The 23,343-nt window shown below is 51.2% G+C and carries 21 protein-coding genes; 16 read left to right on the forward strand and 5 right to left on the reverse strand.

Annotated elements, in window-relative coordinates:
• Positions 1–48 precede the first annotated feature (48 nt).
• Together LWL52_RS01425 and LWL52_RS01430 are read right to left on the reverse strand one after the other, a co-directional pair.
• Positions 49–234 (reverse strand): hypothetical protein, encoded by a 186-nt coding sequence (locus LWL52_RS01425; RefSeq protein WP_242916345.1) that lies wholly within the window; start codon positions 232–234, stop codon positions 49–51.
• An 84-nt stretch (positions 235–318) separates the two neighbouring features.
• On the reverse strand, positions 319–1,206 hold the full coding sequence (locus LWL52_RS01430; protein ID WP_242916346.1) for an alpha/beta fold hydrolase: 888 nt from the start codon (positions 1,204–1,206) through the stop codon (positions 319–321).
• Positions 1,207–1,362: 156 nt separating this feature from the next.
• Between LWL52_RS01430 and asnB the strand changes: the two genes are divergently transcribed.
• The 3 genes from asnB (at position 1,363) to LWL52_RS01445 (ending at position 5,682) form a co-directional block, all read left to right on the forward strand.
• A complete protein-coding gene (gene asnB / locus LWL52_RS01435) occupies positions 1,363–3,270 on the forward strand; it encodes an asparagine synthase (glutamine-hydrolyzing) (RefSeq protein ID WP_242916347.1) in 1,908 nt (635 codons plus the stop codon).
• Between the two features lie 94 nt (positions 3,271–3,364).
• Positions 3,365–4,711 carry a UDP-glucose dehydrogenase family protein gene (locus LWL52_RS01440; RefSeq protein ID WP_242916348.1) on the forward strand — a complete coding sequence of 449 codons (1,347 nt, stop codon included), beginning with the start codon at positions 3,365–3,367 and terminating at the stop codon, positions 4,709–4,711.
• Positions 4,712–4,719: 8 nt separating this feature from the next.
• Positions 4,720–5,682: a UDP-glucuronic acid decarboxylase family protein gene (locus LWL52_RS01445; protein ID WP_242916349.1), complete on the forward strand. Its 963-nt coding sequence runs from the start codon at positions 4,720–4,722 to the stop codon at positions 5,680–5,682.
• 57 nt (positions 5,683–5,739) lie between these two features.
• On the opposite strand, the gene LWL52_RS01450 is transcribed toward LWL52_RS01445, so the two are convergent.
• Positions 5,740–6,981, reverse strand: coding sequence for a polysialyltransferase family glycosyltransferase (locus LWL52_RS01450; RefSeq protein ID WP_242916350.1), 1,242 nt, complete (start codon positions 6,979–6,981; stop codon positions 5,740–5,742).
• Between the two features lie 43 nt (positions 6,982–7,024).
• On the opposite strand from LWL52_RS01450, the gene LWL52_RS01455 reads away from it, so the two are divergent.
• Genes LWL52_RS01455 through LWL52_RS01465 form a run of 3 tightly spaced genes read left to right on the forward strand, consistent with a single transcriptional unit; the run spans position 7,025 to position 10,384 of the window.
• Positions 7,025–8,104 carry a glycosyltransferase gene (locus tag LWL52_RS01455; RefSeq protein WP_242916351.1) on the forward strand — a complete coding sequence of 360 codons (1,080 nt, stop codon included), beginning with the start codon at positions 7,025–7,027 and terminating at the stop codon, positions 8,102–8,104.
• 1 nt (position 8,105) lies between these two features.
• Positions 8,106–9,323, forward strand: coding sequence for a glycosyltransferase family 4 protein (locus LWL52_RS01460; protein ID WP_242916352.1), 1,218 nt, complete (start codon positions 8,106–8,108; stop codon positions 9,321–9,323).
• Positions 9,320–10,384, forward strand: coding sequence for a glycosyltransferase family 4 protein (locus LWL52_RS01465; RefSeq protein WP_242916353.1), 1,065 nt, complete (start codon positions 9,320–9,322; stop codon positions 10,382–10,384). Before LWL52_RS01460 ends, LWL52_RS01465 begins: the two co-directional genes overlap by 4 nt.
• Here the strand turns inward: LWL52_RS01465 and LWL52_RS01470 are convergent.
• Entirely contained in the window at positions 10,377–11,621 is a 1,245-nt protein-coding gene (locus LWL52_RS01470; protein ID WP_242916354.1) for a tol-pal system protein YbgF, read from the reverse strand. The two genes, LWL52_RS01465 and LWL52_RS01470, sit on opposite strands and share 8 nt — an antisense overlap.
• A gap of 110 nt (positions 11,622–11,731) precedes the next feature.
• Between LWL52_RS01470 and LWL52_RS01475 the strand changes: the two genes are divergently transcribed.
• From LWL52_RS01475 to LWL52_RS01515, 9 genes are all read left to right on the forward strand, one after another.
• On the forward strand, positions 11,732–12,646 hold the full coding sequence (locus LWL52_RS01475) for a M20/M25/M40 family metallo-hydrolase (protein ID WP_242916355.1): 915 nt from the start codon (positions 11,732–11,734) through the stop codon (positions 12,644–12,646).
• Between the two features lie 275 nt (positions 12,647–12,921).
• Positions 12,922–15,195, forward strand: a complete 2,274-nt coding sequence (locus LWL52_RS01480) for a sodium-translocating pyrophosphatase (protein ID WP_242916356.1) — start codon at positions 12,922–12,924, stop codon at positions 15,193–15,195.
• Between the two features lie 99 nt (positions 15,196–15,294).
• Positions 15,295–15,837, forward strand: coding sequence for a hypoxanthine phosphoribosyltransferase (gene hpt, locus LWL52_RS01485; RefSeq protein ID WP_242916357.1), 543 nt, complete (start codon positions 15,295–15,297; stop codon positions 15,835–15,837).
• Between the two features lie 123 nt (positions 15,838–15,960).
• Positions 15,961–16,554, forward strand: coding sequence for an adenylate kinase (locus LWL52_RS01490; RefSeq protein ID WP_242916358.1), 594 nt, complete (start codon positions 15,961–15,963; stop codon positions 16,552–16,554).
• 25 nt (positions 16,555–16,579) lie between these two features.
• Complete coding sequence (obgE, locus tag LWL52_RS01495; protein ID WP_242916359.1) at positions 16,580–17,572, forward strand: GTPase ObgE; 993 nt, start codon at positions 16,580–16,582, stop codon at positions 17,570–17,572.
• Between the two features lie 298 nt (positions 17,573–17,870).
• Positions 17,871–18,449: a nucleotide exchange factor GrpE gene (locus LWL52_RS01500; RefSeq protein ID WP_242916360.1), complete on the forward strand. Its 579-nt coding sequence runs from the start codon at positions 17,871–17,873 to the stop codon at positions 18,447–18,449.
• Positions 18,450–18,452: 3 nt separating this feature from the next.
• On the forward strand, positions 18,453–19,598 hold the full coding sequence (gene dnaJ / locus LWL52_RS01505; protein WP_242916361.1) for a molecular chaperone DnaJ: 1,146 nt from the start codon (positions 18,453–18,455) through the stop codon (positions 19,596–19,598).
• A gap of 193 nt (positions 19,599–19,791) precedes the next feature.
• The gene (locus tag LWL52_RS01510) at positions 19,792–20,703 is read left to right on the forward strand and encodes an ABC transporter ATP-binding protein (RefSeq protein ID WP_242916362.1); all 912 of its coding nucleotides are present in this window, start codon (positions 19,792–19,794) and stop codon (positions 20,701–20,703) included.
• Complete coding sequence (locus LWL52_RS01515; protein WP_242916363.1) at positions 20,696–22,039, forward strand: ABC transporter permease; 1,344 nt, start codon at positions 20,696–20,698, stop codon at positions 22,037–22,039. The genes LWL52_RS01510 and LWL52_RS01515 overlap by 8 nt, the downstream gene beginning before the upstream one ends.
• A gap of 152 nt (positions 22,040–22,191) precedes the next feature.
• On the opposite strand, the gene LWL52_RS01520 is transcribed toward LWL52_RS01515, so the two are convergent.
• The gene (locus LWL52_RS01520; RefSeq protein WP_242916364.1) at positions 22,192–22,539 is read right to left on the reverse strand and encodes a HesB/IscA family protein; all 348 of its coding nucleotides are present in this window, start codon (positions 22,537–22,539) and stop codon (positions 22,192–22,194) included.
• 158 nt (positions 22,540–22,697) lie between these two features.
• Between LWL52_RS01520 and LWL52_RS01525 the strand changes: the two genes are divergently transcribed.
• Positions 22,698–23,231: a DUF7935 family protein gene (locus LWL52_RS01525; protein ID WP_242916365.1), complete on the forward strand. Its 534-nt coding sequence runs from the start codon at positions 22,698–22,700 to the stop codon at positions 23,229–23,231.
• Positions 23,232–23,343 lie beyond the last annotated feature (112 nt).

The raw sequence follows: 23,343 nt of genomic DNA on the forward strand, positions 1-23,343 counted from the left end.
CTGCGCCTGTTGTGTTATAAGGCGGAAGTACCGCTTGGTCGTCGTGTGTTAGCGTCTCTTTTGCCGTGCGGGCTTTTCTCCCGTAGCCAGGTCGTTATACTTTTGTTCGGCCAGGTTGCAATCCAGTTCGCGCAGTTGCTGCCAGGATCTCATCAGGCTTGCCGGCGATTCATTTAACGGGTTTTGTGGGGAGTTAACGCTTGTGTGTTTGTTATTTTCATTTGGCTGTTGCATAGTGTAAAGGTTTACGTGTAACTAATTGTTTGCTCATAGGCTTTGCCGGTGTGGCGGCAAAAAGGTTTATTCAGGATAAAGGGTTCAGGCAGCGGCTCGTTTCCGCTCTTCTTCATGCACAAAGTTCTGCACATACGTGGCGATCTCCTCTGCATTCTGCTCCTGCAGGAAGTGGCCGCCGCTCTCGAAATGGATCACATAACACTCATGGAAAAACCGCTTCCAGCGCTGTAGCGCCTCAATCTTTATCAGCTTGTCGCGCTCCCCCCAAAGTATAAGTGTGGGGATGTCCTGGATCTTACCGCGCTGCAGCCACAGTTCCTCGTACCACATGCTGGCGCCTACCAGTTCCCGGGCGCAGGCTAGCTTTTTAACATGTTCTTCGGGTTTCCCGAGGGCTTTCACGTAGTGCTGCTTTATAGGCTCAGGTATGTTTTCCATATCCCCGAAGAGCTCATTTACCAGGGTTTTGGTAGATACATTGAGCTTGGAATGCAGAAACTTGCCCAACGGCCCTACTAGGTACTTGCTGGCTTTGGGAAAGGCCTCGTGTTTGGACAAAGACCAGGTCCAGGAGTTGAGCATCACAATGCCTTTCACATTCTCGGGGTGTTTAATGGCATAGGACAACCCGATGGGGGTGCCGAAGTCATGCACCAGCAGGGTAACATCCTTTAGCTGCAGGTGTTCCATTAGCCGCTCAAAGTTGGCCGCATGGGCCCGGGGCTTGTAGCTCCAGTCATCGGGCTTGTCCGAGAGGCCAAAGCCGATCATGTCCATAGCAATGCAACGATATTTTTTCCGGAGCGTTTTGATCAGGTTGCGGTACAGAAACGACCAGGAAGGGGTGCCGTGTATCATGACAATAGGCGCTCCTTTCCCTTCGTCTACATAATGCATTCTGCCTGCCTCTAATTGTATGTATCGTGATTTAAAGGGATATTCTTTCTTGTCCAACCAATCCGGTTTCATAAAGATGCTTAGGGTGATCTGTCTTTACTATACTTTTAAACCGGAAGCGGGTTGTTATATCTGTTAAAAATTGGCTGATATGCTGCAAAAATTTAGGGGTTGCTCCCTGCCACAAAGTAAACGCTACAAGATAAAGTATACCTTTACAAGTAAGATATGTGTGGACTAACGGGCGTTTTTGCATTTACGGAGGCCGGCCTCGGGGCCATGGCAAAGCTGCGGCAGGCCTCGGAGGCACTGCAGCACCGGGGCCCCGAGGCCGAGGGCCTCTACCGGCACGGGCCTGTGGGGCTGGCACACCGGCGGCTTTCCCTTATTGATCCGGCTCCGGAGGCAAACCAGCCCTTTACCGAGGCCACAGGGCGCTATACCATTGTCTTTAACGGCGAGGTATTTAACTATAAACAACTGCGGGCAGCGCTGCAGCAAAGCGGTCTGCCTTTGCAGACCACCTCTGATACGGAAGTGGTTCTGCAGCTATACATCCAACAAGGGCCGGATTTCCTCACCAAGTTGCGGGGGTTCTTTGCGCTGGCCATTTATGATGCTGCTGCCCAAAGCCTGTTCATTGCCCGCGACCGGTACGGCGAAAAACCGCTGCTATACTATAGGGATGCGGATCAGTTCCTGTTCGGCTCTGAAATGAGTGCGTTGCTGGCGTTGGGCGTTCCACGTGAAGTAGATTATACTTCCCTGTTTCAGTATTTGCAACTGACGTATGTGCCGGCGCCCGCCGCCATGCTGCGGGGCGTAACGAAATTGCTGCCCGGCCACGCGCTTTTTATCAGGCAGGGCAAGGTGCAGCACTTGCAATGGTACCGCCTACCCTTTGATGCCGCTAAAGCCGCCCATAACCCGCTGCCCTACCCGCAACAACAGGTAAAGCTGCAACAGCTGCTAGAAGAGGCAGTGGCCGAGCGGCTGGTAGCCGACGTGCCAGTCGGCGCTTTTCTGAGCGGGGGCATTGATTCGTCGGTAGTGGTGGCGCTGGCTTCGGGGCAGGTGTCACATCTGCAGACTTTTTCCGTAGGCTTTAAAGACGCGCCATACTTCGACGAAACCCACTATGCCCGGCTGGTAGCGCACAAGTATAACACCAACCATACTGAGCTGCTGCTGCGCAACGAGGACCTGCACCAGCACCTGACAGGGATGCTGGATGCTCTGAGCGAGCCTTTTGCCGATTCATCGGCGCTGGCGGTATATGCCTTAAGCCAGCATGCAGGCAAAAAGGTAAAAGCCGTGCTCTCCGGAGACGGGGCGGATGAATTGTTTGCCGGTTATAACAAACACAGGGCAGAGTATAAAGTAAAAGCCGGCGGGGTTGCCGTTGCTGCCGTGCAGCAGTTCCGGAAGGTATGGGAGGCGCTGCCTGCTTCCCGAAGCACGGCGCTGGGCAATAAAGTAAGGCAGTTACAACGTTTTGCAACAGGAGCCGGCTTATCGGCACGGGAACGGTATTGGTTTTGGACCTCGTGGCAACAGGAAGCGGAAGCAATAGCGTTGTTAAATCCTGATAAACAGCAGTTTGTTTATGATGAAGTATACCAGGAAAGAAAAAATAATTTGTTGCAGTGCTTTGCCGGTAACCCTTATGATTTAAACACCGTACTGTGTGCCGACTGGCAAGTGGTACTGGCAAACGATATGCTACCCAAAATTGACCTGATGGGCATGGCCAATAATCTTGAAATACGCAGTCCTTTTCTCGATCATCGGCTGGTGGAATTCGTATTTGCGTTACCTGTCACCTCCAAGATAGATAATGTTATCCGTAAAAAGATTCTGCAGGAAACGTTCCGGAAGATTTTACCGGCCGAACTGTTTAACAGACCCAAGAAAGGCTTTGAAATTCCACTGCAATCGTTTCTGACGACCGAAGCCCGGGGCTTGCTCGGCGAGTATCTCTCGGATGATTTTATAGCGGCGCAGGGAATATTTGACGTGCAGCAGATACGCAACATCCGGCAGCGCCTGAACTCGGCTTCTATAGCTTCTGTTCAGACCAAAGCATGGATACTGCTGGTTTTTCAGCATTGGTGGAAAAATTACCTGCAGGCTTAAAGAGGAATGGTCTGCTTAAAAAAGTGATTAGAACAATATATAAACATAATACTCAGAGAAAATTTTAAATTTGTAACCCTATCTATTAATTATTATGAGAATAGCTGTAGTTGGTACTGGATATGTAGGCCTGGTAACAGGAACCTGTTTTGCCGAAGTTGGTATTGATGTGATCTGTATCGATATCGATGCCAAAAAAATTGAGAACCTGAAAAACGGAATCCTTCCTATTTATGAGCCAGGTTTGGAAGAAATGGTGGTACGCAACTCCCAGAAGGAGCGCCTGACGTTTTCCACTGATCTGCCGGCCAGTATCCAGGGCTGCGATGCTGCCTTTATTGCCGTAGGAACACCTCCGGGTGAGGACGGCTCGGCCGACCTGAAGTATGTGCTGGCAGTGGCTAAGAGCATTGGCCAGAATATGAACGACTACCTGGTAGTGGTTACCAAAAGCACTGTGCCGGTTGGTACGGCAAACAAAGTACGCGCTGCTATTGAGCAGGAACTGGCCGCCCGTGGCGTGAACATTCCGTTTGATGTGGCCTCTAACCCCGAATTCCTGAAAGAAGGTGCCGCCATCGAAGACTTCCTGAAGCCGGACCGTATTGTAGTGGGCGTAGCCTCCGACAAAGCCGAGAAGGTGATGAAGAAGCTCTACAAACCTTTCCTGATGAACGGCCACCCGCTCATTTGCATGGATATTCCATCAGCCGAGATGACTAAGTATGCCGCTAACGCGATGCTGGCTACCAAGATCTCGTTCATGAACGACATTGCCAATCTTTGTGAGATCATGGGTGCCGATGTGAACATGGTGCGCAAGGGCATTGGCTCCGACGCCCGTATCGGTAACAAGTTTATCTATCCGGGTATTGGTTACGGCGGCTCGTGCTTCCCCAAAGATGTGAAAGCACTTATCAGAACAGCTTCTGAAAATGGCTACCAGATGCGTGTGCTGCAGAGCGTGGAGGAAGTGAATGAAAATCAGAAATCTGTTCTTTTCAATAAAATCAGCAAGCACTTCAACGGGGAGCTGGCCGGTAAAACGTTTGCCATCTGGGGGCTTTCCTTTAAGCCGAAAACAGACGATATGCGCGAAGCGCCATCGCTGGTAATTATCCAGAAGCTGCTGGAGCAGGGCGCAAGCGTGCGTGCCTATGACCCGGTTGCGATAAAAGAAGCCAAGCACACGCTGGGCGATAGCATTGAGTATGGCAAGGATGAGTATGAAACCCTGATCGATGCCGACGCTTTGCTGCTGGTAACAGAATGGCCGGAATTCAGAGCGCCTAACTTTACTGTAGTAAGCAAACTGATGAAGAACAAAGTGGTATTTGACGGCCGTAACATTTACGATGCCGCCGATATGCGCGACAAGGGCTTCACCTACTATGGCATTGGCCTGCAGCAGGTGGTGCATGAAGAAAATGCAGCTGTCTAACTAATCATATGTCAAAAAAGAGGGTATTGATCACAGGCGGAGCGGGCTTTCTGGGCTCGCACCTCTGTGATAGGTTTATTAAAGAAGGGTACCATGTTATTGCCATGGATAACCTGATCACGGGCAACCTGGAGAACATCGAGCATCTTTTTAAACTGGAAGATTTCGAGTTCTATCACCACGACGTGTCCAAGTTTGTACACGTACCGGGTACGCTGGATTACATCCTGCATTTTGCATCCCCGGCCAGTCCGATCGATTATCTGAAGATCCCGATCCAGACCTTGAAGGTAGGATCGCTGGGGACACACAACCTGCTGGGGCTTGCCAAAGCAAAAAATGCCCGTATGCTGATTGCCTCTACCTCCGAGGTATACGGCGACCCGCTGGTGCATCCGCAACGCGAGGATTACTGGGGCAATGTGAACCCGGTAGGGCCAAGAGGTTGCTACGACGAAGCCAAGCGCTTTCAGGAGGCCATGACCATGGCCTACCACATGCACCATGGTCTGGAAACGCGTATTGTGCGCATCTTTAATACCTATGGCCCTCGCATGCGCCTGGATGATGGCCGTGTGCTGCCAGCTTTTTTAAGCCAGGCGTTGCGCGGAGAGCCGTTGAGCATCTTTGGCGATGGCAGCCAGACCCGTTCTTTTTGCTATGTGGATGATTTGGTAGAAGGCATTTACCGTCTACTGCTAAGTGATTACGCTATGCCAGTAAACGTGGGCAATCCTTCGGAAATTACTATTAAGGAGTTTGCAGAAGAGATTTGCAACCTGACCGGCGTGGAATTAAAGCTGGAATACCAGCCCCTGCCACTCGATGACCCGCAGAAACGCCAGCCCGACATCACCAAAGCAAAAGAGCTGTTAGGCTGGGAACCTAAGGTAGACCGTGCCGAAGGCCTGAAAAGGACGCTGGAGTATTTTAAAGAGAAAGTGCAGGCGCCCGTTACGGCGAAAGTATAAGTCAACCTACTATATCATAAAACAGAAGGGCTGCCCAAGTATGGCAGCCCTTCTGTTTTATAATTCGTTGCGCAGCAAAATATCCCGCAGGCGCTCTCCGCTTTTACCATCAAATTTATACAGCCATTCCTCCGTGAATTTTGCTTTGTTCGGCAGCTGCTGCTCGTGCAGTGAGGCTATGTTTGGCAGAATGTCGTGCAGTTCTTCCAGATCATAGATCGGTTTGGCCACACCAGCTTCTATAAAGGATTTTGAAACATCGAGTTTGCCAACCGGGTGGTTTTCCAGTGTGAGAACAGTGGTATGGGGAAGGGCCATAAGCGGGAGCAGGTAGGTAGAGAAAAAGCCGATAATGAGCGGGGTTTCAGGAAGTATAGCCGTTAACTCTTTATCATTGATGAGGTGAACGTTTGGCCTGTCAGCCCAGCAATCCACTTCCTGCTTTGGCTGAATAGGGTGGGGCTTGACATATAAATCATAGCCAAAGGATAGGCAGATATTAGTAAACGCAGCAATAAAAAGACGATAGCGCTCTGGTGTCCACCCTAAAATGCATCGGGTTGTCAGCCCCTGATCAATAAATAGTATTTGTTTGCGGGCAGTAGCGGCAGGCCTGATGTCGGCTAAATGATCGTAGGAAAGAAAACCCGTAAAATGTACTACTTTTCCCGGCGGCAAGAAATCCTGCTGCTGGTGTACTTCATATACTTTAGGGCTGAAAGCAATATAAGCATCTGCTACCCGAAGCGGCGAATTTATCGCTTTAAAAGTAGCCAGGTAATGCTTGGCGCTCCTGACTTTATAAAAGTGCCGGAAGAAGGCGGCTTCTGGAGGCGGAAGACGCTCTACTGAATTGTGCAGAAAAAGCCGCGCCCGCAGCCTTGGTAGGAGTTGTTTTAGTTTCTGTACCTGCTTAACATGCACCGGGGTGCCTTTTTGTTGTATAAAATACGTTTCAAGCCGGGTGTTAATGTTTATGTCCCGCAGCCCATGGTCCAGATGATACGTTGAAATACCGGCTACTTTACAAGCTAAATTCAACACCACATGATAGTAAGATTCAATAAAGAAGAAGATAACTTTCTGTGGCTTAATTAGTTGCAGCAGATCGTCAGCAGTTTTAAAATCTCCCCAGAAAATAGCTTTGCCATAGGTTTGGTAATACGAATTTTGAATCTCCTGAGGAGCAGCGAACTCCAGAAAGAAAAAATCAAAATAGTTTTGGCTACCTTTAAACAGGTCTAAATAATCTTTCCTGTTAAAGTTGCCTACTATTAATAAATTGGGTTTTGATGACATTAACTTATTATAGAAAATATTAGGCTTGTAATGTACAAACAGAATGGCTTTAGGATCAACACTTATTCATGTTACGGAATCATTAGGCCTAGGAGGAGCAGAGATTATATTTGTAGACTACATAAATGCGTTGCCCACTAAATTCACGAACATTGTTGTTTATTTGAGGCCTCAGCATACTCTTCTATCAAATTTACATCATGTAAAAGAAGTTATCTGTTTGAATTATGTTAACAAGTATGATATAGCCAGGTGTGCTATCATGTTACATAGAATAATACAGACGTACAATGCCGATCTGGTCCATTCCCATCTGTACTGGCCAACTATCATTGCAAGGTTAGCCATGAGCGGCAAGGTACCCCTGCTGTTTAGTGTGCACAGCTTGATAACGCATGATGCTTTTAATCCCAATATACTGAGTAAATATCTGGAAAAGATAACCTATTCAGCAAAGCAAACGGCTGTTTTTGTATCGCAGGCTGCTTATAACGATTATACACAGCATATTGCTGTTCCGGGAGAAGCAAACATACTATATAATTTTGTGGGCAATCAGTTTTTTAACGAAGCTGTCGATAAACGTTCTTTTGCAGACACAGGCTTGAAGTTAGTGGCAGTTGGTAACCTGCGGCCTCAGAAAGGACACCTTTTTCTACTTAAGTGTTTGAGACAGTTGCGCAAGTATGCCATTACTCTCGATATTTATGGAGAAGGGCACCAAAGGGAGGAATTGGAAAACTATATTCGCGAGTATGAAATTACCAATGTGCGCCTGCTGGGCAGTGAAGCGCACCTTGAAAAGGTACTGCCTACGTATGATGTGTTTGTGCTTGCGTCGCGGTATGAAGGTTTTTGTATTGCCATGGCAGAAGCGATGGCAATAGGTTTGCCTTGCCTGGTACCAAATCTGGAAGTACTGCAAGAAGTATCAGGAGAAAGGCAGCTTTATTTCGAACAGGATAATGAAGCTGATTTCCTGAAGAAGATCCAACTACTTTATCATGAAAAGAGCCTTTTGACTCCGTATGCTGATGCGGCCAGGGAGGTAGCAGCAAAGTATAGGAAAGAAACGCATATACAACAACTCGTTGCAGTATATGAAAAGGCACTAAAGCAGTAAAATGGCCGGTCTGAAACTGATGCTGCTCAACTACTGGGGGCTGGATGATCCGCTGACCCAAGCCACTACGCTGCTGCATAGCCAGGCCCTGAAGCAAATGCGGCAGATTGACAAGGTAGTACTGGTAACCATTGAGCGGGAAAACAGGGAAAAGCAGGAATTCACCTCCACTTATTATGGCCCTTGTTACCAGCTTTACAGTAAAGGTAGGGGCATGAACCTGCTCACAAAGGCAGGTGATTTTATCCGGTTTCCAAAGGAACTTCAACGCATTGCAAGAAAAGAAAGGATAGATACGATTGTGGCGGTGGGAACACTCGCCGGCTCACTGGCGCTTGGGGTAAGCAAAGCATTGCACATTCCGATCTATATTACCTTTTTTGAGCCTCATGCAGCTTATATGCTGGACACGGGCGTTTGGAAAGAGTATGATCCACGCTATATTTTCCAGAAGCGATGGGAACGTATGCAGGCCAGCCAAGCTGCCGGGCTTATCACTGTTTCAGAACAGTATAAAGCGCATCTTATGGCCTTGTTACCAAATCGAACGGATCAGGTGCAGGTTGTTCGGAATGGAGTTGATGGAAAAACGTTTGCTTATAACCAAAGCGACAGAACAGCAGTCAGAGAAAGACTAGGCTTGCCCGAGGCTTCCCTTACCGGCATCTATGTGGGCAAGTATGGTGACTTATACTACAAACAGGAGGCTTTTGCCATCTATAAACAATGCTTTGACAGCATACCAGGTTTCCGGCTGCTTATACTTTCGCCGCAGTCTGAGAATGAAATTCTAGACCAGCTACAACAGCATCAGATTGACAGTAACAAAGTGTACATAGCTTGCGTGCCGCACCAGCACGTACCACAATACCTCTCCGCCGCCGATTTTGCTTTTGCCACTATCAAGGCACATCCTTCTGCCCGGTTCTGTTCCCCCGTCAAAATTGGCGAGTACTGGGCCAGCGGCTTGCCTGTGCTGCTGACCGAAGGCGTAGGCGACGACAGCGAGATCATCCGCAACGAAGGAGGCGGCGCGGTATTTAACCTGCAACAGGAGGGGAGCGTGGCGCAGGCTTTAGACAAGATCCTGTTGATCCTACAAAACCCCGGTCACCGGCAGGAAATCCCCTTGCTGACGCGCAAGTACAGGTCGCCGGAGCGGATACGGGAAGCCTATGCGTACTTCTTCGGGCATTTAAGCACTACAAGGCAAGTATGAACGTGCTGTTTGTGGTTCCCTACCCTGTAAACCAGGCCGCATCCCAGCGGTTCCGGGTAGAGCAGTGGCTGCCCGCATTACAGGCGCAGGGAATAAACTACCGGCTGGCCCCTTTCTGGCGTAAAAAAGAATGGGAGGTGCTGTACCAGCCGGGGCACACGCTGCACAAAGTATGGGGATTTGGCTTGGGCATGCTGCGGCGGCTTTGGCTCCTAGGGCAACTTGCTGGCTATGATTATGTTTTTGTGCACCGCGAGGCCACGCCGCTGGGATCGCCCTGGTTTGAATGGGTCGTGACCTACATTTTCCGGAAAAAGCTGCTATATGATTTCGACGATGCCATCTGGCTGCCTAACACCACAGATGGAAACAAAGCCATTGCAAAGTATAAGCACCCTCAGAAAGTAGCGGCTATCTGCCGCTGGAGCTATAAAGTGAGCTGCGGCAACCATTTCCTGCAGGCGTATGCCCAACGGTATAATCGGGCAGCCGTTTACCTGCCCACCTGCCTCGATGCTGCAAAATATCAGCTGTCAGCCAATCGGCAGCACGCGCCGCGGGTGGTCATTGGCTGGACGGGCTCGCATTCTACCCTGCCCTACCTTGCCCTGATAACGCCCGTTCTGCAGCAACTGGAGCAAAAGTATGATTTCACTTTTCTGGTGATAGCGGATCAGATACCGGCTTTGCCGTTACGCTCGCTCACGTTTTTGCCCTGGCGGGAAGAAACAGAGCTGGAAGATCTGCGGCAAATAGACATCGGGTTAATGCCCCTTCCGGACAATGAATGGGCTAGAGGAAAGTGTGCGTTCAAAGCCTTGCAGTATATGGCGCTGGGCATTCCGGCGGTAGTTTCGGCCGTAGGTGCTAACCTGGTGGCTGTGCCCGATGTGGAAGCAGGCTATACTTGTCGCACGCCCGAAGAATGGTATGCGCATCTGGAGCAACTCCTGTTACAACCCGAGCGCCGGCTCCGGATGGGGCAAAAAGGGCAGGCGTGGGTAGCGCAGCACTACTCCCTGCTGGCGCACCGCGAGGCTTTCCTGCAGCTGTTTACTTAAGCTTCTTGTGCTTTTTGAGAAAACTGCGCGCTTCTTTAAAAGGGGCGGATTTTTTATCGTTTGCGCTGGCGTTGAGCACGACAGTATAATAGCGTTTGGCCAGCAGCAAGTCTTTTTGCTGTTCGGCAATGCGGGCCAGGTTCAAGTAGGAGTTTACAAAGTAGCCGGAATCACGCTCGTTGGTCATCTCGGCATACATAATGGCGTTCTGGTAGTACTGTTTCGCCTTATCCAGGTCCCTATACTTGTTCTGGTTAATGTAAGCTAAAATATAGGACGCATAGCGCCCGCTCACCGGTTCATAGCCGGGCATGTTCTGCTCCAGTTTGCTAAGAATGTCCAGCGACACGCGCTCAGCCATGGTAAAATGCCCCTGCACAAACAAAAGGCGGGCATAAAACCGTTCGAAGTAGGCATTATCGGGGTATTTGAGGGCCATCGACTGTGCTACTCCCAAGGCCTCATTCATGTTGTTTTCTTCGTTGGCATAGATCTTCATCAAAAAGACCTTGGCCTCGGTGCCGGTATAAAAACCGCTGTTGGCCACGTAGCGCAGCTGTTTCAGGCCAAGCCGCTTGTCACCATCCGGAAAGAAAAGCAGCACCGGGCGCAGCATCGGGTAAGTATCATGGATCCAGACGGCATAGTAATTGAACAGCGCCTCGCCAAAGAGGAACTCCGGGCTCAGGCCGTTGCCGGCTTTGGCTTTCTCCATAAACTCCAGGGAGTGCTTGCTGGCTACCGTTGCTTTGCGCCAGTTGCTGCGCTCAGAATGGAGCCGTGCCTCAAAGCCGTAAGCCGCCGCCAGGAAAAAGGCAGCCTCTACATTCTGCTCGTTCTGATCATACATCTTTTCCGCTTTCTGTATGGTGGTGTCCATGTAAGCAAAGAAAGGCGCATCATACTTCAGCGTCTGGATATTGGTCGGGAGGATCTTCCACCACTGGCTCAGGCCCATAAGGAAGTAGGGCAGCGGATGATCGGGGTAGCGGCGGCGCAGCGAGCGGAACTGTTTTTCGGCCCGCTCAAACTTGAAGTTATACATGTTGTCAACAGCACCTTCCAGTTCATACTGGATGTCTTTGTTCAACAGCAGCATGCCTTTTACCCGCGCGACATCCGGAATTACTTCGATCGACTCGAAAGTAACGTTGCGCATGGCGGTGGTGTCGGACTGCTGGGCGGTTGCCAGGGCCGGTAATACAAAGGAGAAGAAAAGAAATAATAACTTCTTCATGTAAGATAAGACTATTCGATGCTTTAGATTGCTGCAGACCTGTGATGCGCCTGAAGTTCTAAAAGTACAACAATATTATTAAATTTGGATTCCCTAAAAAGAAAATACCTATGAGATTACTTGAGGAACTCTGCCGGATACAAGCCCCATCTGGCAACGAAAAAAGCCTTTCAGAATATCTGTTGAACTATATTGAAGCGCAGAAAGTTCATTGGCGCACCGAACCGAAGGTGCTCTCCGGCGAGCAGTTTCAGGACTGCATCCTGTTGGTGTTCGGCAAGCCAAGGAGTGCAATTTTTGCGCACATGGATTCCATCGGTTTTACGGTACGCTATGGCAACGAGCTGGTGCAGATTGGCGGGCCAAGTATAAAATCGGGTTATAAACTGGTAGGCGAAGATGCTCAGGGTAAAATTGAATGCACCCTGCAGTATGACGAAGAAGCGCACGCTTTGACCTATGCTTACGAGCGGGAAATTGAACGCGGCACGGAGCTGGTTTTTAAATGCAACTTCCGCGAAACCGATGATACGGTGCAGTCCTGCTACATGGATAACCGGTTGGGCGTGTGGAGTGCGTTGCAGGTAGCTGAAACGCTGGAAAACGGCATTATTGCTTTCAGCAGCTGGGAGGAGCATGGCGGCGGCTCGGTAGCTTACCTGGCGCGCTACATTTACGAACATTACGGTGTGCGGCAGGCCCTGATCTCGGACATTACCTGGGTAACCGAAGGGGTGAAGGCCGGGCAGGGCGTGGCCATTTCGATGCGCGACAGCCTGATCCCACGCCGGGCGTATGTGCAGAAGATCATCGGGATTGCCAAAGCCTCCGGCATACCCTACCAGCTGGAAGTGGAAGGAGCCGGCGGCAGCGACGCCAAAGAGCTGCAGTACAGCGCCTATCCCTGGGACTGGTGCTTTGTAGGTGCCCCGGAAGATAACGTGCACACACCCGACGAGATCGTCCACAAAAAAGATATTGAAAGTATGGTAGCCCTGTACCGGGAGCTGATGGCGAAACTATAAAGGGATTGGGGCCACAGCAGAGGCCTTGTTAAAAGTATAAACCACAGGCAAAGGCCGGCCCCCAGGGCTGGCCTTTTGCGTTTTTAGTTACACTAACAAGGGGCTGCAGGCGTACGTACAAAGCTTTTTCTGAATTAATGTTGTAACGCGTTTGCATTTAGCGGTATAGCTGCCCGGAATGTGGAAAAGCTTTGTCGGTATGTATTTGGAAAAGTCAATAAAGTCCCCTTTCTTTAATAGCAATACGCATATACTTTAACCTTTAAACCTACTGAATGGAACCTATTCTTTACGCAATTCCTGCCTTTGGACTGGCGGCGCTTCTCTACACCTGGATTCGCTCTGCCTGGGTAACAAAGCAGCCTGCCGGCAACGAGCGCATGAGCACCATTGCACGCCACATCGCTGACGGCGCAATGGCTTTCCTGAAGGCTGAATACAAAGTCTTAGCCATCTTTGCGGTGATCGCTTCACTCTTATTGTTTTACCTGGGCTCTACCGGCGAGAAGTCGAGCCCGCTTATTGTGGTAGCCTTTCTGATCGGGGCCTTTCTTTCTGCACTGGCAGGCTTCATCGGCATGCGGATTGCTACCAAGGCAAACGTGCGCACTGCTGAGGCAGCCCGCAGCAGCCTTTCCCGGGCACTGAACGTTTCGTTTGCAGGAGGTTCAGTGATGGGTATGGGCGTGGCAGGCCTGGCCGTGCTGGGACTAGGCTCCTTGTTTATCGCCTTTTACTATTATTTTGTGCAGCGCACCGGCGCCGATGTGAATGGCATTGAGATGGAGCGCGCCCTGGAAGTGCTCATGGGCTTCTCGCTGGGTGCTGAAAGTATTGCCTTGTTTGCCCGTGTGGGCGGCGGTATCTATACCAAAGCAGCCGACGTTGGCGCTGACCTGGTAGGCAAGGTAGAAGCCGGCATTCCGGAAGACGACCCGCGCAATCCGGCTACCATTGCCGATAACGTGGGCGACAACGTAGGCGACGTGGCAGGGATGGGCGCTGACCTTTTCGGCTCGTACGTGGCCACGATCCTGGCTACCATGGTTTTGGGCCGCGAGGTAGTGGTGCAGGACAACTTTGGCGGCATCTCGCCGGTTATACTTCCGATGATGATCGCGGGGCTGGGCATTATCTTCTCCCTGATCGGGATGTTGTTTGTGCGTGTAAAGGAAGGCGGCAACGTGCAGGCGGCCCTAAACCGCGGCAACTGGATCTCGGTAGCCCTCACCGCTGTTGTCACCTACTTCGTAATTCACTGGCTGCTGCCCGAAACCCTTACCCTCCGCAATTTTGAGTTTACTGCCAACGGCGTTTACCTAGCTGTGCTGGTAGGCCTTGCTGTGGGCTCGCTTATGAGTATCATCACCGAGCACTATACAGCTATGGGCAAAGGGCCGGTGAACTCTATTGTGCAGCAATCTTCTACGGGCCATGCTACCAACATCATTGCCGGTCTGGCAGTGGGTATGCACTCCACGGTGTTGCCTATTATTGTATTGGCAGCCGGCATTGTGCTCTCGTATGCCTCGGCAGGCTTGTATGGCGTGGCCATAGCCGCAGCAGGTATGATGGCCACCACGGCCATGCAGCTGGCCATTGATGCCTTCGGACCTATTGCTGATAATGCCGGCGGTATAGCTGAAATGAGCGAGTTGCCCAAAGAAGTACGCGGCCGCACGGATATTCTGGATGCTGTGGGCAACACCACGGCGGCTACCGGTAAGGGCTTTGCCATTGCCTCTGCTGCGCTTACCTCGCTGGCGCTTTTTGCCGCTTTTGTAGGCATTGCCGGCATCCCAAGTATAGATCTGTACAAAGCACCGGTGCTGGCTGGCCTGTTTATAGGAGCCATGATCCCGTTTGTTTTCTCGGCGCTGGCAATTGCAGCGGTAGGCCGGGCAGCTATGGCGATGGTGCATGAAGTGCGCCGCCAATTCCGGGAGATTCCCGGCATTATGGAAGGCACCGGAAAGCCCGAGTATGAAAAATGCGTGGCCATCTCTACCGAAGCCGCTATCCGCGAGATGCTGCTGCCGGGCGCTATTGCCCTGATCGTGCCGCTCATTATCGGGTTCGGCCTGAAAGGCGTGCTGCCGGATACTTCTTCGGCCGAGGTACTGGGCGGTCTGCTGGCCGGCGTAACTGTGTCGGGTGTGCTGATGGCCATGTTCCAGTCCAATGCCGGCGGCGCCTGGGATAACGCCAAGAAATCGTTTGAGCAGGGCGTGATGATCAACGGCGTGATGGAGTATAAAGGCTCCGAGCCGCACAAGGCCTCCGTAACAGGCGATACCGTGGGCGACCCGTTCAAGGATACCTCCGGGCCAAGTATGAACATTCTCATCAAGCTCATGTCAATCGTGTCGCTGGTTATTGCGCCTTACATTGCCCTGGACCAGGAGCCCGCCATTCCCGAAGCGCCGATCAAGATCAACAAGGAGCTGAACAAAATAAACCTGGATGCCACCCACGTGGCCCCATCTACTGCAAAAGCGGACGCCATGCCGCCGCATACCATTGTTTTAAAAGGCCTTGCAGCAAAGTAAGAGCAATAATAAGTGCCTGTAAGTATAAGCCCAACCATTGCGTTGGGCTTATTTTTTAATTTATACTTATCTTTGTCAGGCCACCAAAAGAACCGACCCATGAATCCCCGTACCATAACCCTGCATGATTGCAGTTTCAGCACATACATTTGCGAAGAAGAGATCATTGCACGCATCGTGATGCTGGCCGAGCAACTGGACCAGGCGTATGCCGGCAAAACGCCACTTTTCCTGGCTGTGCTCAATGGCTCCTTTATGTTTACCGCTGATCTGCTCAAGCGCATTTCCATTCCTTGCGAAGTTTCCTTTATCCGCCTGGCCTCTTACCAGGATATGCACAGCACGGGCAAGGTAAAAGAGATCCTGGGCCTGAACGAAGACATCAGCGGGCGCCATGTGATTGTGCTGGAAGACATTGTGGACACGGGCCATACGGTGCATGGCCTGCTCAAACAACTGGCAGACCGCGGCCCGGCTTCGGTGGAGGTGGCTACGCTGCTAATGAAGCCCGAGTGCCTGCAGCATGAGCTGGAGGTGAAATACGTGGCCAAAACGATTCCCAATGATTTTGTGGTAGGCTATGGCCTGGATTACAATGGCCTGGGCCGCAACCTGCGCGATATTTATAAAATCGTGTCGTAACCAACCAAAAACTGCGCGCGTTTGCAGGCTTTTAAATGGGAAGCGGGTTAGCAGCCGTTCGAAAATTTGAAAAAGCACATTAATTTTATACGTACATTTGCCTTTTATTTCTAGCTATAAGATATGCTCAACATCGTTTTGTTTGGTCCTCCGGGAGCCGGTAAAGGAACTCAGAGTCAGAAGCTGATTGATAAATACAACCTTATCCACTTGTCTACCGGCGATTTGCTTCGTTCCGAAATTGCTGCAGGCACCGCCCTGGGCCTGGAAGCTAAAAATTTGATGGACAGCGGCCTGCTGGTACCCGACGAAGTGGTGATCGGCATGATTGAGAACAAAGTGAAAGAGCATCGGCAGGCTGCCGGCTTTATTTTCGATGGCTTTCCGCGCACCGTGCCGCAGGCGCAGGGTCTGGACAAGCTGTTGCAGGAGCACGGTACCGCCATTTCCTGCATGATTGCCCTGCGGGTAGACGACGAGGAGCTAACCAAGCGCCTGCTGCTGCGTGGCAAAACATCCGGCCGCCCCGACGACCAGAACGAAGAACTGATCCGCAAGCGTGTGCAGGAGTATAACACCAAAACCGCCCCTGTAGCCGATTACTATGCAGGCCAGGGCAAATTCTGTACGGTAGAGGGTATTGGCGAGATCGAGGAGATCTTTAACAACCTTTGCCAGCAGATCGATGGCCTGAAAGCAAAGCAGGAAGGGAAGTAGCAAGAGACATTTAGGCCCCCATAATTTGGCATCATCCAACTTTATTGATTACGTAAAAATCTGCTCGCGCTCCGGTCACGGTGGTGCGGGATCGGCACACCTGCACCGCGATAAACTGACGGCCAAAGGTGGACCCGACGGCGGCGACGGCGGCCGTGGCGGACATATTATCCTGCGTGGCAATTCCCAGCTATGGACGCTGCTGCACCTGCAGTTCCGCAAGCATATTATTGCCGAAAACGGCCATAACGGCGGGCCCAGCCACTCGTTTGGCGCCCAGGGCAAAGACGAGGTGCTGGAAGTACCGCTGGGCACGATTGCCCGCAACGATGAGACCGGCGAGGTCATGTGCGAGATCACCGAACACGGCCAGGAAATTATCCTGACGCCTGGCGGCCGCGGTGGCCTGGGCAATGCCCATTTTAAATCGCCTACCAACCAGACCCCACGCCATGCCCAGCCCGGCGAGCCCGGCCGCGAGGAGTGGGTGATCCTGGAACTTAAGTTACTGGCCGATGTGGGACTGGTGGGCTTTCCGAATGCCGGTAAATCCACGCTGCTTTCGGTTGTATCGGCTGCTAAGCCTAAAATTGCCAATTACGCCTTTACCACGCTGGCCCCTAATCTGGGTGTAGTGGCTTATCGCGACTACAAGTCATTTGTGATGGCGGATATTCCGGGGATCATTGAAGGGGCATCCGAAGGCAAAGGACTGGGATTACGCTTCCTGCGCCACATTGAACGGAACTCCATGCTGTTATTTATGGTTTCCTGTGAGAGTGCCGACATTGCCAAAGAATACGAGGTGCTGCTGAACGAGCTGGAAACCTTTAACCCGGAACTTCTGGACAAAAAGCGCCTCCTGGCTGTCACCAAAGCCGATATGCTGGATGAGGAGCTGGAAGAAGAAATGCGGCAAACGCTGCCCGAAGGTTTACCAACCGTCTTTATATCGAGCATTACAGGCAAGAACATTATGACGTTAAAAGACATGATCTGGGAGGCACTCAATAGCTAGCGCAACCACCTCGTGTGATTTATACATGATCGGTAGAAGCTGCAAAGTTGTCTACCGATTTTTTTTAAGCGCTTGCGGCTTTAATTTTGAATAATTGAATTTTGAATCATTGAATTTTGAATCATTGAATAAAATACTGGCTACCAAGGTGAGGTTTTGTGTGCATATCATCTCATTATTCAGTCATTCATTTACTCAGTCATTCAGAATTAAAAGTGCCAACTTGACACGAAGGGCGGTTTGGCAAACTAATTGACAAGACAATACAGACTTATTAACCTAATATTTTTGAGGCATTATGTCAGATAAAGATAGCAAGAACAACCAGGCGCAGGAAGAAATTCAGGAAAATGCTGCCAATGCTGCCACCCCGCAAGAGGAGCAGACACTGAACCAGCAGGAGGAAACGGATGAAACCGAAGCGACTCCTACCGATACTGCAGCAGCTGAGCTGGCAGAAATGAAAGACAAATACATCCGCCTGATGGCTGAGTTCGAGAACTTCAGACGCCGCACGGCTAAAGAGCGCATCGACCTGTCGAAGACGGCTACGCAGGAGCTGATGGGCGACCTGTTGCCGGTGCTGGACGATATGGAACGGGCCAGGCAGGCGCTCGGCTCTACCAAAGAGGTGGACGTGCTGGCGCAGGGGCTGGACCTTGTTTTCCATAAGCTGAAGCATGTAACGCAGCAGAAAGGCCTGAAGCCGATCGAAGTACAGGTTGGGGATAACTTCGACAGCGACCTGCAGGAAGCTGTAACACAAGCCCCGGCCCCATCTGATGACCTGAAAGGGAAGGTTATCGACATAATTGAAAAGGGATATACCTTGAACGATAAGGTGATCCGGTTTTCAAAAGTTATCATAGGAGCGTAAGCAATGGCTAAGAGAGATTATTACGAAGTTTTAGGAGTAAGCAAGAGTGCCAGCCAGGAAGAGATAAAGAAGGCTTACCGTAAACTAGCCATCAAGCACCACCCGGATAAGAACCCCGACGACCACACCGCAGAAGAAAAGTTTAAGGAAGCTGCGGAGGCCTACGAGGTGCTGAGTGATCAGCAGAAGCGCCAGCGTTACGACCAGTTCGGCCACCAGGGTATGAACGGCGGCTTTGGCGGCGGTGGCATGAACATGGAGGATATTTTCTCGCAGTTCGGCGATATTTTCGGGGGCGGCGGAAGCCCTTTTGAAAGTTTCTTTGGCGGCTCCCGCGGGGGTGGCGGACGCCGTGTGCGCAAGGGCAGCAACCTGCGCATCAAGCTGAAGCTTAACCTGGAAGAAATTGCCAATGGTGTTGAGAAAAAAATAAAAGTAAAGCGCTATGTGGCGTGTAGTACCTGCGGGGGCAACGGCGCCAAGAACGGCACCGATATGCAGACCTGCGGGCAGTGCCAGGGTTCGGGCCAGGTGCGCCAGGTGGTAAACACCATGCTGGGCCAGATGGTGTCTACAGCGACTTGCCCTACCTGTAACGGCGAAGGCCGTATTGTGACGCACAACTGTAACGTGTGCCATGGTACAGGCCGCGAGCAGCAGGAAGAGGTGATCTCGATCAATGTGCCGGCTGGCGTAATGGATGGCATGCAACTGTCTATGAGCGGCAAAGGCAACGTGCCCGAGCGCGGCGGCGTGCCGGGCGATCTGCTGATCCAGATCGAGGAAGAGGCGCACCCTACCCTGAAGCGCGACGGGAACAACGTGATCTTCGACCAGTACATCAGTTTTGTGGATGCGGCGTTGGGAGCGGAGATCGAAGTGCCGACTATTTCGGGCAAAGTAAAGATCAGTATCAAACCAGGCACGCAAAGCGGCGAGATCTTCAGGCTGCGCGGCAAAGGTATAAAAGACATCAATGGCTACGACAGAGGCGACCAGCTGATCCACATCAATGTATGGACGCCAAAATCACTCAGCAGCGACGAACGAGCCATGCTCGAGGCGTTGCGGGAGTCAGGCAACTTTGCGCCCCAGCCAGGTAAAAACGACAAAGGCTTCTTCGAGAAAGTGAAAGATTACTTTCAGTAAGCCGCGATTTACTAACGGATAGAACAAAAGCCGCCCTCCTGCAAAGGAAGAGGCGGCTTTTTTATTCGGCAGCGCTGCCGGGGCTTTCATCCTCTGAAAACTAGGCTTCGTCGATAAAACATCTAACAATCCGAATATATTTGCCTGATGCGCAGGATAAAGCTATTTTTGATTGAACTTAAAGGAACCAGCATTGAGTATTCTTAAGATTAACGGCGTATCAAAGCAGTACGCCAACCACACCGCACTGGATGAGGTGAGTTTCGAGATTCCGGCGGGCTGCATTTTTGGCTTGCTGGGACCCAACGGCGCCGGCAAAACCTCGCTTATCCGCATCATCACCCAGATCACAGGCGCCGATTCGGGGGAGATATACTTTAAAGGAGAGCGCCTGCGGCCCGACCATATCAAGGAAATGGGCTATCTGCCCGAAGAGCGCGGCCTTTACAAGAAAATGAAGGTGGGGGAGCAGCTGCTATACCTGGCCCAACTCAAAGGCCTAAGCAAGAGCGACGCCACGGCCCGCATCAAAACCTGGATAGACCGTTTTGAAATACGGGAGTGGCTGGGCAAGCATATCGAAGACCTCTCGAAAGGCATGCAGCAGAAAGTGCAGTTCATTGCCACGGTGCTGCACGAGCCTTCGCTCATTATCCTGGATGAGCCTTTTTCCGGGTTCGATCCCATCAATGCCAACCTGATAAAGGACGAGATCCTGAACCTGCGCGAGCGGGGCGCCACCATTATTTTTTCGACGCACCGGATGGAGTCAGTGGAGGAGCTTTGCGACAATATCGCGCTCATTAACCGGTCGCGCAAGGTGCTGGACGGATCAGTGAAAGAGATCAAGAACGCTTACAAAACGGATACCTTCCAGGTGATCGGGAACGGGAACCTGCTGGTCACCTCGCCCGATTACCAGGTGCTGGAGCAACACGTAAACCATGGCATTTTCAGGGCCCACATAAAATTACTCAACGGCACCACTCCGAACGATTTGCTGCGCTACCTCATTGAGCGCGTGGAGGTACACTCGTTTGTGGAGCTGGTGCCAAGTATAAATGATATCTTCATCCGAAAAGTAAAAGAGCCGTCTCATGCATAAAATATGGTTAATTATTCAACGCGAGTACCTGACGCGGGTGCGCAAGAAAAGCTTTCTGATCATGAGCTTCCTGACGCCCCTGCTGCTGGCTGCGTTTATGGTGCTGCCCGGCCTGCTCATCTCCATGTCGGATAGTGCCGAAACGGTGATGCTGCTGGACGAGAGCGGTTTGTTTGCCGGAAAGCTCGAAAGCAAGGATGATCTGAAGATTGTGCCTCTTTCCGGCTCACTGGAGCAGGCGAAGGAAGTATATAAGGAAACTGACAATACGGCCCTGTTATACATCCCCAAGATCAGCATCGATAATCCTACGGGCATCAAAGTATTTGCCAAAAAGAATACCAGCCTGCAGACAAAAGTGCGGCTCGAAAATATGCTGGAGAAGGAAGTGGAAAACCAGCGCCTGATTGCCTCGGGCCTGGACCGTGAAGTGCTCCAGCACATGAAAGCGGATATTTCAGTAGCCTCGGTGAACCTGAGCGATGAAGGTGAGAAAGATAACAATGCCTTTGTCACGTCCGGGGCCGGCGTGGCAGGAGCGCTCATTATTTATTTCTTCATTTTTATGTATGGGGTGCAGATCATGCGCGGCGTGATCGAGGAGAAGACAAGCCGCATCGTTGAGATCATTATTTCGTCGGTAAAGCCTTTTCAGCTGATGATGGGCAAGATCATTGGTATTGCCGCCGTGGGGCTTACGCAGTTTCTGCTGTGGGTGGTGCTCTCGCTGGTGGTGGTCACGGGCGTAAAGGCGGTGTTCAATATTCAGCCGGCACCTACGCCCATGGAACAGCTTGCCTCGGGGCGTGCCGCAGCTACGGGCGAAGAAGTAAGTGACGAAGACGCAGCAAAAGAAAAAAGCCAGGCCTCGGAGATGGTAGCAGATACGCTGAATGCCGTTGGTAACCTGAACCTGCCGCTCATTATCGGGTGCTTCCTGTTCTACTTCCTGGGTGGTTACCTCTTGTATGGTTCCCTGTTCGGGGCCATTGGTGCTGCCGTAGACAACGAAACGGATACGCAGCAGTTCATGTTCCCGATCACCATCCCGCTGGTGCTGTCCTTTATTTTGTCGTACTCGCTGGTGCTAAAAAACCCGGATAGTGCGGTTTCGTTCTGGCTGTCTATCATTCCGTTTACCTCGCCTATTGTGATGATGGTGCGGGTGCCCTTTGGCGTGCCTGCCTGGGAGCTGCTGCTATCGATGGGGCTGCTGGTGCTCGGGTTTATTTTTACCACCTGGCTAGCTTCTCGTATTTACCGGGTCGGCATTTTAATGTATGGCAAAAAGATAAACTACAAAGAGCTTTCCAAGTGGCTTTTCTACCGAGTATAACCTAAAGCAATAGCATAAAAAAAACCGGTTCTGGAAAGGACCGGCTTTTTTATTGGTAATAGGCACAAGCCGGAACCTATACCTGTAAAGCAGCACAGCCCGGCCAATGGCCGGGCTGTGCTTATCTAAATAGAAAGAAGGTGCTTGTTTATTTAGGCGGAGAAGGAGCTGCCGCAACCGCATGTGCTGGTAGCCTGCGGGTTGTTGAACACAAAGCCACGCGCATTAAGCCCGTCCTGGAAATCTACCTGCATGCCTAACACATACATAGCGTGCTTTTTATCCATGATCAGTTCTACGCCTTCCAACGGAAATACTTCATCCGAGTCTTTTGGTTTGTCAAAGCCCAGCAAGTATGACATGCCCGAGCAGCCACCGCCCTGCACGCCCACGCGCAGGCCATATCCCTCTGGTACGTTCTTCTCCTGAATTATATTTTTAACTTCTGCTAAAGCTCTTTCTGTGAGTGTGATAGGAGCAGTCTTGGTTTCTGTTGCCATAGTATCTACTTTCATTATTTGTAGCCACAAACTTACGTAATTCTCAGGAATTATTCAGCGCAGCGTGTCTTTCTACATTAAAAACAGCCCCGGCGCGTAAATGATTCATGTATCCTAAATTAATTTTTCGCGATATTTATACTTTCAAACCCACTTCTATGGACCAATTCCTCCTGTTTATACTAGACCTGTTAAAGATCGTATTACCCGCCCTGATTGTGGCCGTGGCCATGTATTACCTGGTAACCAAGCACTACGAGCGCGATTATAAGGTGCGCCTGCTGGAGCTGCGCCAGAAAAATGCCGAAGTGGTGCTGCCCATCCGTTTGCAGGCTTACGAGCGGATCGTGTTGTTGCTCGAGCGCATCACGCCCAGTAACATGCTGCTGCGCGTTGGTAGCACCGGGCACACTGCGGCAGACTACCACCGCATGCTGCTCACCGAGATACGCAACGAGTTTAACCACAATATGTCGCAGCAGGTATACATGACCGAGCAAGCTTGGCAGCAGGTCAAACACGCCCGCGAAGATGTGGTGAGCCTCATCAACAAAACCTACCAGGAGTTGCCGGAAGGCGCCCGCGGCACGGACCTGGCCAAACGCATTCTGGAAACCGTGCTGGCTACCGAGCAGGACCCCACCGCCCGTGCCATTGGGTATGTGAAGCAGGAGATAGGCCAGGTGTTTTAGAAGTTACAAAGTTAGAAGGTTAGAGAGTTAGAAAGTTAAACCACTGGTTCTTTTACAATCCAAAAAGACTTCAAAAGAGGAGAATCGTATATCGGCCCGGTGCTCCGCAAGC

Source organism: Pontibacter liquoris, assembly GCF_022758235.1.
GTDB lineage: Bacteria > Bacteroidota > Bacteroidia > Cytophagales > Hymenobacteraceae > Pontibacter > Pontibacter liquoris.

Excerpts from the sequence above, each read along its gene's own strand:
- LWL52_RS01470 (WP_242916354.1), bottom strand. The coding sequence starts at position 11,621 with ATGAAGAAGTTATTATTTCTTTTCTTCTCCTTTGTATTACCGGCCCTG.
- dnaJ (WP_242916361.1), top strand. The coding sequence starts at position 18,453 with ATGGCTAAGAGAGATTATTACGAAGTTTTAGGAGTAAGCAAGAGTGCC.
- LWL52_RS01440 (WP_242916348.1), top strand. The coding sequence starts at position 3,365 with ATGAGAATAGCTGTAGTTGGTACTGGATATGTAGGCCTGGTAACAGGA.
- asnB (WP_242916347.1), top strand. The coding sequence starts at position 1,363 with ATGTGTGGACTAACGGGCGTTTTTGCATTTACGGAGGCCGGCCTCGGG.
- LWL52_RS01525 (WP_242916365.1), top strand. The coding sequence starts at position 22,698 with ATGGACCAATTCCTCCTGTTTATACTAGACCTGTTAAAGATCGTATTA.
- LWL52_RS01450 (WP_242916350.1), bottom strand. The coding sequence starts at position 6,981 with ATGTCATCAAAACCCAATTTATTAATAGTAGGCAACTTTAACAGGAAA.
- LWL52_RS01460 (WP_242916352.1), top strand. The coding sequence starts at position 8,106 with ATGGCCGGTCTGAAACTGATGCTGCTCAACTACTGGGGGCTGGATGAT.
- hpt (WP_242916357.1), top strand. The coding sequence starts at position 15,295 with ATGAATCCCCGTACCATAACCCTGCATGATTGCAGTTTCAGCACATAC.
- LWL52_RS01465 (WP_242916353.1), top strand. The coding sequence starts at position 9,320 with ATGAACGTGCTGTTTGTGGTTCCCTACCCTGTAAACCAGGCCGCATCC.
- LWL52_RS01445 (WP_242916349.1), top strand. The coding sequence starts at position 4,720 with ATGTCAAAAAAGAGGGTATTGATCACAGGCGGAGCGGGCTTTCTGGGC.
- LWL52_RS01430 (WP_242916346.1), bottom strand. The coding sequence starts at position 1,206 with ATGAAACCGGATTGGTTGGACAAGAAAGAATATCCCTTTAAATCACGA.
- LWL52_RS01475 (WP_242916355.1), top strand. The coding sequence starts at position 11,732 with ATGAGATTACTTGAGGAACTCTGCCGGATACAAGCCCCATCTGGCAAC.
- LWL52_RS01425 (WP_242916345.1), bottom strand. The coding sequence starts at position 234 with ATGCAACAGCCAAATGAAAATAACAAACACACAAGCGTTAACTCCCCA.
- LWL52_RS01520 (WP_242916364.1), bottom strand. The coding sequence starts at position 22,539 with ATGGCAACAGAAACCAAGACTGCTCCTATCACACTCACAGAAAGAGCT.
- LWL52_RS01515 (WP_242916363.1), top strand. The coding sequence starts at position 20,696 with ATGCATAAAATATGGTTAATTATTCAACGCGAGTACCTGACGCGGGTG.
- LWL52_RS01500 (WP_242916360.1), top strand. The coding sequence starts at position 17,871 with ATGTCAGATAAAGATAGCAAGAACAACCAGGCGCAGGAAGAAATTCAG.
- LWL52_RS01455 (WP_242916351.1), top strand. The coding sequence starts at position 7,025 with ATGGCTTTAGGATCAACACTTATTCATGTTACGGAATCATTAGGCCTA.
- LWL52_RS01480 (WP_242916356.1), top strand. The coding sequence starts at position 12,922 with ATGGAACCTATTCTTTACGCAATTCCTGCCTTTGGACTGGCGGCGCTT.
- LWL52_RS01490 (WP_242916358.1), top strand. The coding sequence starts at position 15,961 with ATGCTCAACATCGTTTTGTTTGGTCCTCCGGGAGCCGGTAAAGGAACT.